Here is a 9,070-nt window from a genome sequence, read left to right as displayed (position 1 = left end):
TCCGTCGTCGGCAGCGTCAGATGTGTATAAGAGACAGCTCGACACCCGCAACCGACCGCTCTGGATGCTGCTGCCCGGCGGCATCCTCATGGTCGTCATCATCCTGGTGCCCCTGGTCGTGGCGGTCGTCATGTCGACGCTCGACCTCGACCAGTACACCCTGCAGAGCTGGCTGCAGGCACCGTTCATCGCCCTCGGCAACTACGTCGAAGCGGTCACCTCGTCCCCGCTGCTGCGCTCGATCGGGATCAGCGTCTCGTTCGCCGCGATCGCCTCGGTCATCACCCTGCCGGTGGGAGTCGCGGCGGCGCTGGCCACCCAGAACCGCTTCCGCGGCCGGGCGCTGGTGCGGTCGCTGTTCCTCATCCCGTACGTGCTCCCGGCCTTCGTCGTCGGGACGCTGTGGCGCACGATGCTGCAGCCTGGCGGCGTGGTGGACGGGATGCTCGGCGGACTGGGCGTCCATCCCGGCCTCTGGCTGAACGGGCCGCTCAGCTACTGGACGCTGATCATCGTGCAGATATGGACATCCTGGCCGTTCTTCTACCTGCTGGTCGTCGCGGGCCTGCAGTCCGTCGACCCCGAGGTCCACGAGGCGTGCGCCATCGACGGCGCGACCTGGTGGATCAAGCTGAGACACGTCATCCTGCCGTACCTGCGCGGGCCGATCCTGCTCGCGCTGATCATCGCGTTCCTGCACAACATCAACGCCTTCACCATGCCGTTCGTGCTGTTCGGCATCCCGGCGCCGCAGGATGTGGATGTGCTGCCGGTGCTCACGTACACCACCAGCTTCCAGAGCTTCCGGTTCGGGCTGAGCGCCGCCATGGCGATCTGCTCGCTGGTGCTCATCGCGATCCCGCTGTTCGTCTACCTGCGGGCCGTGAAGCTCGACTCCGGAGAGGAGGAGCAGCGATGACCGCCACGACCTCGCGCACTGCCGGGCGCCGCCCGGCCGCCCGGACCTCCGGCACCCGTCCGATCAGCTCCGACGTGCACCGCCTGCTCCCGCGGCCGCTGCTGGTCGTGGTGATCGTCGTCCTGCTGGTGATCGTGCTCGGACCGGTGCTCTACATGCTGTTCGCGTCGGTGAACTCGGACGTCTCGGTCGCGGGCGGCGCGTTCTTCCCCGCCGAACTGCACCTGGACAACTACCTGAAGGTCTGGACGACGGTCGACCTCGGCACGGGGCTCGCCAACAGCGTGCTCATCTCCGGCTCGGTCGCGATCGTCTGCGCCTTCGTGGCGCTTGCCACGGCGTACGTGCTGGTGCGGCACGAGTTCCGGGGCCGGCTGACTTTCCTGCGCGCGCTGCTCGGGCTGCAGTCCATCCCCGGCACGCTCATGCTGCTGCCCGTCTTCGTGCTGTTCTCGTCGACGGCGAGCCTGCTCGGCATCCAGATCATCGGCACGCGCTGGGCGGTGTTCCTCACCTATCTGACGTTCGCGCTGCCGTTCTCGACCTGGGTGATGGTGACGCACCTGCGCGGCCTGCCGAAGGCGCTGGAGGAGGCGGCCCGCATCGACGGCGCGTCCTCGTGGCGCATCCTGACCCGCATCATCATGCCGCTGTCGTGGCCGGGCATCGTCGTCTCGGGGATCTTCGCGTTCCTGCTCGGCTGGAACGACGTGCTCTTCGCGTCGGTGCTCACGAACCCCGACTCGCGGACGGCGGCGGTCGCCCTGCAGGTGTTCGGAGCCACGCAGGAGGGAGGCGCCGTCCCGCTCTACGGGCAGATGATGGCCGCATCCCTCATCTGTGCGCTGCCGGTGGTGGTGCTGTACCTCGTCTTCCAGCGGTATCTGGTGGGCGGCCTGACCAGCGGAGGAGTCAAATGACGTCGAGTGGAGGAGTTAAGTGACGACAGTGATGGGAACGGAAGCAGAGACGATGACGACGACGTGGACGCTGTCGGGGTTCGGCGACGAGATCGACCCGGACCCGGCGGTGCAGGCCGCGGTGCTGCAGTCCCTCGGAGCCGGCTGCATCGAGGTGCGGAGCGCCTGGGGCGTGAACATCGTGGACCTGGATGAGGACCAGCTGGATGCGCTCGCCGCCGTCTTCGAGGAGCGCGGGATGGCCGTCTCCGCGATCGCCTCGCCGGTCGGCAAGGTGGATGTGAGCCTCCCGGTCGACCACGAGGTGGAGCGGCTGGGCCGGGCGATCCGTGCGGCCGAGCGCCTGGGCACCCGCTACATCCGGCTGTTCTCCTTCTTCCGTGGAGAGGGCGTCGCCGTGGAGGACATCCGCGACGACGTGATGGTCCGGATGCGGGCGCTGGCCGATGCGGCCGAGCTCGCCGGCGTGGTGCTCCTGCACGAGAACGAGAAGGACATCTACGGCGACACTCCCGAGCGCTGCCTCGACATCGTGGAGACGGTCGGCTCGCCGGCGCTGCGGCTCGCCTGGGACAGCGCGAACTTCGTCCAGGTCGGCGTCGCGCATCCCTTCGACGACGGCTACGCGCTGCTGCGGCCCTACCTGGAGTACCTGCAGGTGAAGGATGCCCGGAGCGCGACCGGAGCGGTGACGCCGGCGGGGGAGGGCGACGGGCAGGTGCTCGAGACCCTGACCGCGCTGCGCGACGACGGCTACACCGGCTTCGCCTCGCTGGAGCCCCACCTCACGGATGTGAACGCCCTCGGCGGGTTCTCGGGCCCGGCGGCCTTCGGGGTCGCCGCCCGCGCGTTCCGCCGGCTGACCGACCGGATCGGAGTCGAACTCGCATGACCACCACCCCAGGTACGACTGACACCCCGGGTCTGACCGGCCCGCTGGGCGTCGCCATCGTCGGCTGCGGCATCATCGGGCTGAACCACGCCCGCGCAATCCTGCGTCATCCGGACCTCGCCATCGTGGCCCTGGTGGATGCGGTGCCCGCGGCCGCCCAGGCGCTCGCCGACACGATCGTGGCGGACGGCGGCGTGCCGCGGCCCCGCGCCTCGGCCGAGCTCTCCGACGCGCTCGCGGCGGGCGGTATCGACCTCGTCGTGATCTGCACGCCGAGCGGCCTGCACGTCGCGCTCGCCGAGGCGGCGCTCGCCGCCGGCACCCACGTGGTGATCGAGAAGCCGCTCGACGTGTCCCTTCCCCGCGCCCGCGAGATCCTCCGGCTCTCGCAGCGCGCCGAGCAGGACGGACGTGTCGTCTCGGTGATCAGCCAGCACCGGTTCGACCCGGCATCGCAGGTGGTCGCCCGCGCGGCGCACTCGGGCGAGCTCGGCCGGCTGACCAGCGGAGTGGCCTCCGTCGCCTGGTGGCGCAGTCAGGAGTACTACGACTCGGGGGAGTGGCGTGGAACCTGGGAGCTCGACGGCGGCGGCGCCGTCATGAACCAGGGCGTGCACACCGTCGACCTGCTGGTCTGGTTCCTCGGCCGGCCGGTCGAGGTGGATGCGCGCACGGCGCTGCTCGCGCACGAACGGGTCGAGGTGGAGGATGTGGCGGTCGCGACGGTCCGCTTCGCGTCCGGCGCGCTCGCCGTCGTGCATGCGACGACGGCCGCCTACCCGGGGCTGTCGGTGCGGCTCCAGGTCCATGGAGACCGCGGGTCGGCCATCATCGACGACGACCAGCTCGAGTACTTCGGCACGGCGGAAGCGCCGGGCAACCGGGCCGCGGACCTCGTCCCGGCCGCCGACCTGCGCGGCGGTGACCGCGGGCCGGACTACTTCGTGGAGGGTCACCTGCGGCAGTACGAGGACATCGTCGCGGCTATCCGCGACGGTCGCGCGCCGGGGGTGACGGTGGCCGACGCGTTCCAGTCGCTCGCCGTCGTCCGGGCCGTGTATCTCTCCGCGACGCTCGGGAGACCCATCCAGCTCGACGACGTGCTCGACGGCTCGCTCGACGACGTCATCGTGACGACGGGGGTGACCGCATGAAGTTCTCGGTCTTCACCGCATCCACCCCGGAGTGGACGCCCGAGGAGGCGGCGCGCATCCTCGCCGCCCAGGGCTGGGACGGCATCGAATGGAGGATCACCGACCAGCAGCAGACGGAGGCGCCGGGATTCTGGGCGGGCAACCGCGCGACCTGGCCGCTCACCGGCCTCGAGGACGCCCTCCCCGAGATCACCCGCATCACGCGGGAGTCGGGACTGGAGTTCTCGGGCCTCGGCGGGTATGCCCGCTGCGACGACCACGACGGCGTCGACCGGATGCTCGCCGCGACAGCGGAGTTCGGCGCCCGTCAGGTGCGGGTCACCATGCCGCGCTCCGATACGGGCGACTATCCCGAGCTCTTCGCCGGGGCCCGCCGCGACCTCGAGCGGGTGGCTGCTCGCGCCGAGGAGCTCGGGGTGAAGGCGCTGGTCGAGCTCCACCACGAGACGATCACGCCCTCCGCCTCGGCCGCCCGGCGTCTGCTGGAGGGGCTCGATCCGCGTCACGTGGGCGTCATCCACGATCTGGGCAACCTCGTGATCGAGGGTCAGGAGCGGACGCTCTCCGCCCTCCAGCTGCTCGGCCCGTACCTTGCGCATATCCATGTGAAGAACGTCGCCTGGGTCGCCGGCGAGCCGGAGGAGGACGGCACGGTGCGGTGGCGGTCCGAGTGGGCGCCGCTGCGCACCGGGACCGGGGATGTGGAGGCGTACTTCCGCGCGCTGCACGAGTTCGGCTACGACGGCTGGGTGACCTGCGAGGACTTCTCGACCGAGCTGCCGCTGGAGCAGCGGACGGCGGATAACCTCGCGTACCTGCGGGCGGTGGCGCAGCGGACAGGTGCCGAGCAGCGGACAGGTGCCGAGCGCGCGCGGGTGGCGGCATCGTGAGCGGTCCGCCTCGGCGGCACCGGCATCCCGTCCGCCTCGCCCATCTCGGGCTCGGCGCGTTCCACCGCTCCCACCAGGCCTGGTACACCCAGGCGGCCAGCGACGCGGGCGGCGAGTGGGGGATCGCCGCGTTCACGGGTCGCAGCCCCGACGCCGCCCGCGTGCTCGCCGCTCAGGATGCGGTGTACACCCTGGTCGAACGCGGCCCGGCTGCGGATGCCTTCACTCCCATCGACGCGCTCAGCCGGGTGCACGACGGGGCCGATGCGGACGCCTGGCGCGGCACGCTCGCCGACCCGGAGGTGGCCGTGCTGACGCTGACGATCACCGAGGCCGGCTACCGGCCCGGATCCGCCGCGCCGGCACGCATCCTCGACGGTCTGCGCGCACGTTCCGCAGCGGGGGCGGGCGCGCTCGCGGTCGTGAGTTGCGACAACCTGCCGCACAACGGCCGGATCCTGCGGGATGCCGTCCTCGCCCTCGCGGATCCCGGTTCGGACCTCGCCGCCTGGGTCGAGGAGAACGTGTCGTTCGTCTCCACGATGGTGGACCGCATCACGCCGGCCACGACCGACGCGGACCGCGCGGCCGTCCGTCAGGCCGTCGGCTGGGACGACGCCGCACCGGTCGTGACCGAGCCGTTCACGGAGTGGGTGCTGGCCGGGGCGTTCCCTGCCGGACGGCCCCCGTGGGAGGCGGGCGGCGCCCGGTTCGTCGACGACGTCGAGCCGTTCGAGCGCCGCAAGCTGTGGCTGCTCAACGCCGGGCACTCGCTGCTGGCCTACCATGGCCTCTTCCGCGGCCTTCCGACGGTTGCCGCCGCCCTGGCCGACGCGGCGGTCCGCGATGAGCTCGAACGTCTCTGGGCGGAGCAGCGCACCGAGCTGCCCTTCGACGCCCCGACGGTGGATGCGGCGCTCGCCGCCCTGCGGGACCGCTTCGCCAACGCGCGCATCGAGCACCGCCTGGCGCAGGTCGCCGCAGACGGATCCCAGAAGCTCGGCCCGCGCATCCTCGATCCTCTGCGTTCGCGACTCGCCGCCGGCCGGGATCCGGGCGAGGCGCAGCTCGGCGTCCTGGCCGCCTGGGCGGCCCACCTGACGACGCCGGAGCGGCGCGATCCCGCGGCGGATGCGCTCGCCGAGCGGCTGCGCGACACCCGGGATGCCGCCGAGCGCGCATCCCTCGTCCTCAGCGCGCTCGCGCCCGATCCGTCCGACCCCATCCGTTCGGCGGGGCTCGTCGACCCGCTGGCGCGCGGGATCGCGGCACTCTCCGCCACACCTTCCTCGTCACCCCGCCACCTCGCTTCAGGAGCCACCCCATGAGAATCACCGCCGCCGACGTCCTCGTATCCAGCCCCGGACGCAACTTCGTCACCCTCCGCATCACCACGGAGGACGGCGTGGTCGGCCTCGGCGACGCCACGCTGAACGGGCGTGAGCTCGCGGTCGCCGCCTACCTCAGCGAGCACGTCGTCCCACTGCTCCTCGGCCGCGACGCGCACCTGATCGAGGACACTTGGCAGTACCTGTACCGCGGCGCGTACTGGCGCCGCGGACCCGTCACCATGGCATCCATCGCCGCGGTCGACACCGCACTCTGGGACATCAAGGCGAAGGTCGCCGGGCTCCCGCTCTACCAGCTCCTCGGCGGCCGCAGCCGTCGCGGCTGCCTGACCTACGGTCACGCCTCCGGGGCGGAGCTGCCGGAGCTGTTCGACTCCATCCGCTATCACCAGGAGCAGGGCTACCGCGCCATCCGCATCCAGACCGGCGTGCCCGGGCTCTCGTCCGTGTACGGCGTCGCGTCGTCGGCGAACGCTACCGCCGGCGCGGGCGGCGTGACGACGCGGTACGACCACGAGCCGGCACGGCGCAGCGCCGTCCCCGTCGAGGAGCAGTGGGACACGCGTGCGTACCTCCGCCACATCCCGGGCGTCTTCGAGGCGGTGCGCAACGAGTTCGGGCCGGAGCTGCCCCTGCTGCACGATGCGCACCACCGGCTCACGCCCATCCAGGCGGCCAAGCTCGGCAAGTCGCTCGAGCCGTACGACCTGTTCTGGCTCGAGGATGTGACCCCGGCCGAGAACCAGGCCGTGCTGCGCCGCGTGCGGGAGCACACCACCACGCCGCTGGCGATCGGGGAGGTGTTCAACACCATCTGGGACTACCGGGAGCTGTTCGAGGAGCAGCTGATCGACTACGTCCGCAGCCCCGTCACGCACGCCGGGGGCATCACCGGCCTGCGCCGCATCTTCGACTACGCCGCGGTGTACCAGATCAAGTCGGGCGTGCACGGGCCGACCGACGTGTCGCCGGTCGGCCTGGCCGCTGCGGTGCACCTGGGCGTCGCCATCCCGAACTTCGGCATCCAGGAGTACATGAAGCACAGCGCCTCGACCGACGACGTCTTCCAGCCGTCGTACCGCTTCGAGGACGGGCTGCTGATCCCGGGCGAGGATCCGGGACTGGGCGTCTCCTACGACGAGGTGCTGGCCGACTCCTTCCCGTACCAGGCGGCATACTTGCCGGTGAACCGTCTGCTCGACGGTTCCATGCACGACTGGTGATCGCCGGCGTGCCGGCACGGCGGCGGACAGGGCAGGACGGGTGATGGATGTGGCGGTGGAGGAGCCTGCGGAGCCGACGGGAGAACAGCAGGGCGAGCGGGCCGGCGAGCGGGCCGGCCTGGCCGCGTCTGGCGCAGGCCCGCGGATCGTGGTGATGGGCGTCTCCGGCTCGGGCAAGAGCACCGTGGGGGAGGTGCTTGCGAAGCGGCTCGGAGTCCCGTTCGTGGATGGCGACGGTCTGCATCCCGCGTCGAACGTCGCCAAGATGGCGTCCGGGATCCCGCTCACCGACGAGGATCGGACCCCCTGGCTCCGGGCCGTGGGACAGGCCCTCGCCGGCACCGGCCCGGACGGCGTCGTCGTCGCCTGCTCGGCGCTCAAGCGCGCCTATCGCGATCTGATCCGCTCGGAGGCGCCGGGCGCCGTCTTCGCCGAGCTCGACGGGACGCGTGAAGTGCTCTCCGCGCGAATGGCCGCGCGGCCCGGCCACTTCATGCCCGTCTCGCTGCTCGACTCCCAGCTGGCCACGCTCGAACCGCTGCAGGAGGACGAGGCCGGCCTGCGCCTCGACGTGGGTCGGCCGCCCGAGGAGCTCGCCGCGGACATCGCGGCGGCGGTGCGCACGCACTCCGCCTGACGTCGCTGCCTCCACCTGACGTCGGCGTCACGCTACGCCGGGCGTCGCCGTACTCAAGCCTCAATCGGCCGTCGCAGCGAGGGCTGCGAGCTGTGCGGCGAAGGCGGCCGCATCCACTCCCGCGAAGAACGCGGCGTCGGCCGCCTCGACGTCCGCAGTGGCGCGCCGGGCCGCCGCCGCGCCCTCGGGTGTCGCTCGCAGCACCCGGGCACGACCGTCGGTGGGATGCGGCAGCCGCTCCACGAGTCCCGCGCGTTCGAGGCTCCGCAGCACCTGCGAGGTCATCATCGGGTCGGTCGAGGCGAAGCCGGCGAGGTCGACCTGGGTGATCAGCCGCTCGGGCTCCCGGTCGGCCAGCCAGGTGAGGGAGGCGAGGAGGACGTACTGCACGTGCGTCAGCTCGTGCGGGGCGAGGGCCGCGCGCATCGCCGCCTGCCAGCGGTTCGTCACGCGCCAGAGCATCAGCCCGGGGCTCTGCGAGGCCGCGGGGAAGCGGCTTCCGAGTCCCTCCTCAGCCACGCGCGACTCCGGAGCGCTCCTCCGCTGCCGCGAGCAGCTCGTCCATCGCCTCGGGGAAGTCTCCGGCGATCTGGGGGCCGAGCTCCGGTCCGATCGCCTCGGCGCCCTGACCCTGGATCTCGAGGATGTGCGTCACGTCCGTCCCACCGTCCTGGCGCGGGGTGAGGGTGTGGCGGAAGGTGAGCGCGAGGTCGCCGAACACGGTCCGGTCGGCGTAGACCCGCTCGGGCTCGAGTTCCACGATCTCCGAGGTCATCGAGTCCTGGCCCTGCGGCGTCACGGTGATGCTCGTCCCGACCGCGAACGGCCCGTGGAGCTCGAAGCGGTCGCTCGAGGGCCCGAGAGGGGTGCCGCTGTGCAGGTCGCGGAGCGCCGACCAGACGGCGGAGGCGGGGGCGGTGGTGCCGGAACTGTGCTGCGTGGTCCACATGATGTTCTCCGATCGGTCGAAAACTAATAAGCGCGCTTAGCATATCCCGATCAGGTAGACTCGTCAACTGAACTTCGGCGAGGGATGCGCTGGCCAACACTGGGGCATCCGTGATCGACGCGGTGGAGCAGGCTTCG

At 71.5% G+C, this 9,070-nt stretch carries 10 protein-coding genes; 8 read left to right on the top strand and 2 right to left on the bottom strand.

All coding sequences use genetic code 11. The annotated features are described in order from the left end of the window. The first annotated feature begins 22 nt into the window (after positions 1 to 22). The 8 genes from ACPYOG_RS08405 to ACPYOG_RS08370 are packed head-to-tail and all read left to right on the top strand — an operon-like array spanning position 23 to position 7,984. Complete coding sequence (locus ACPYOG_RS08405) at positions 23 to 919, top strand: carbohydrate ABC transporter permease (protein ID WP_481293782.1); 897 nt, start codon at positions 23 to 25, stop codon at positions 917 to 919. Beyond that, on the top strand, positions 916 to 1,839 hold the full coding sequence (locus ACPYOG_RS08400; RefSeq protein WP_481293778.1) for a carbohydrate ABC transporter permease: 924 nt from the start codon (positions 916 to 918) through the stop codon (positions 1,837 to 1,839). Before ACPYOG_RS08405 ends, ACPYOG_RS08400 begins: the two co-directional genes overlap by 4 nt. Positions 1,840 to 1,891: 52 nt before the next feature. Continuing rightward, entirely contained in the window at positions 1,892 to 2,731 is an 840-nt protein-coding gene (locus tag ACPYOG_RS08395) for a sugar phosphate isomerase/epimerase family protein (RefSeq protein WP_481293781.1), read from the top strand. Beyond that, on the top strand, positions 2,728 to 3,885 hold the full coding sequence (locus tag ACPYOG_RS08390; RefSeq protein WP_481293777.1) for a Gfo/Idh/MocA family protein: 1,158 nt from the start codon (positions 2,728 to 2,730) through the stop codon (positions 3,883 to 3,885). Before ACPYOG_RS08395 ends, ACPYOG_RS08390 begins: the two co-directional genes overlap by 4 nt. Then, entirely contained in the window at positions 3,882 to 4,775 is an 894-nt protein-coding gene (locus ACPYOG_RS08385; RefSeq protein WP_481293776.1) for a sugar phosphate isomerase/epimerase family protein, read from the top strand. Before ACPYOG_RS08390 ends, ACPYOG_RS08385 begins: the two co-directional genes overlap by 4 nt. Then, positions 4,772 to 6,103, top strand: coding sequence for a mannitol dehydrogenase family protein (locus ACPYOG_RS08380; RefSeq protein ID WP_481293775.1), 1,332 nt, complete (start codon positions 4,772 to 4,774; stop codon positions 6,101 to 6,103). Before ACPYOG_RS08385 ends, ACPYOG_RS08380 begins: the two co-directional genes overlap by 4 nt. Continuing rightward, on the top strand, positions 6,100 to 7,347 hold the full coding sequence (gene manD / locus ACPYOG_RS08375; protein WP_481293774.1) for a D-mannonate dehydratase ManD: 1,248 nt from the start codon (positions 6,100 to 6,102) through the stop codon (positions 7,345 to 7,347). The genes ACPYOG_RS08380 and manD overlap by 4 nt, the downstream gene beginning before the upstream one ends. Before the next feature lie 55 nt (positions 7,348 to 7,402). Further along, positions 7,403 to 7,984 (top strand): gluconokinase, encoded by a 582-nt coding sequence (locus ACPYOG_RS08370; protein WP_481293773.1) that lies wholly within the window; start codon positions 7,403 to 7,405, stop codon positions 7,982 to 7,984. Between the two features lie 60 nt (positions 7,985 to 8,044). Here the strand turns inward: ACPYOG_RS08370 and ACPYOG_RS08365 are convergent, their stop codons facing one another. Continuing rightward, positions 8,045 to 8,503, bottom strand: coding sequence for a MarR family winged helix-turn-helix transcriptional regulator (locus ACPYOG_RS08365; protein ID WP_481293772.1), 459 nt, complete (start codon positions 8,501 to 8,503; stop codon positions 8,045 to 8,047). After that, positions 8,496 to 8,933 (bottom strand): SRPBCC family protein, encoded by a 438-nt coding sequence (locus ACPYOG_RS08360; protein ID WP_481293771.1) that lies wholly within the window; start codon positions 8,931 to 8,933, stop codon positions 8,496 to 8,498. Before ACPYOG_RS08360 ends, ACPYOG_RS08365 begins: the two co-directional genes overlap by 8 nt. Between the last annotated feature and the right edge of the window lie 137 nt (positions 8,934 to 9,070).

This window comes from Leifsonia sp. HAY1-4F, assembly GCF_056755275.1.
Note: the sequence above shows the minus strand (reverse complement) of the source record. Positions and strands in the feature narration are given on the sequence as shown.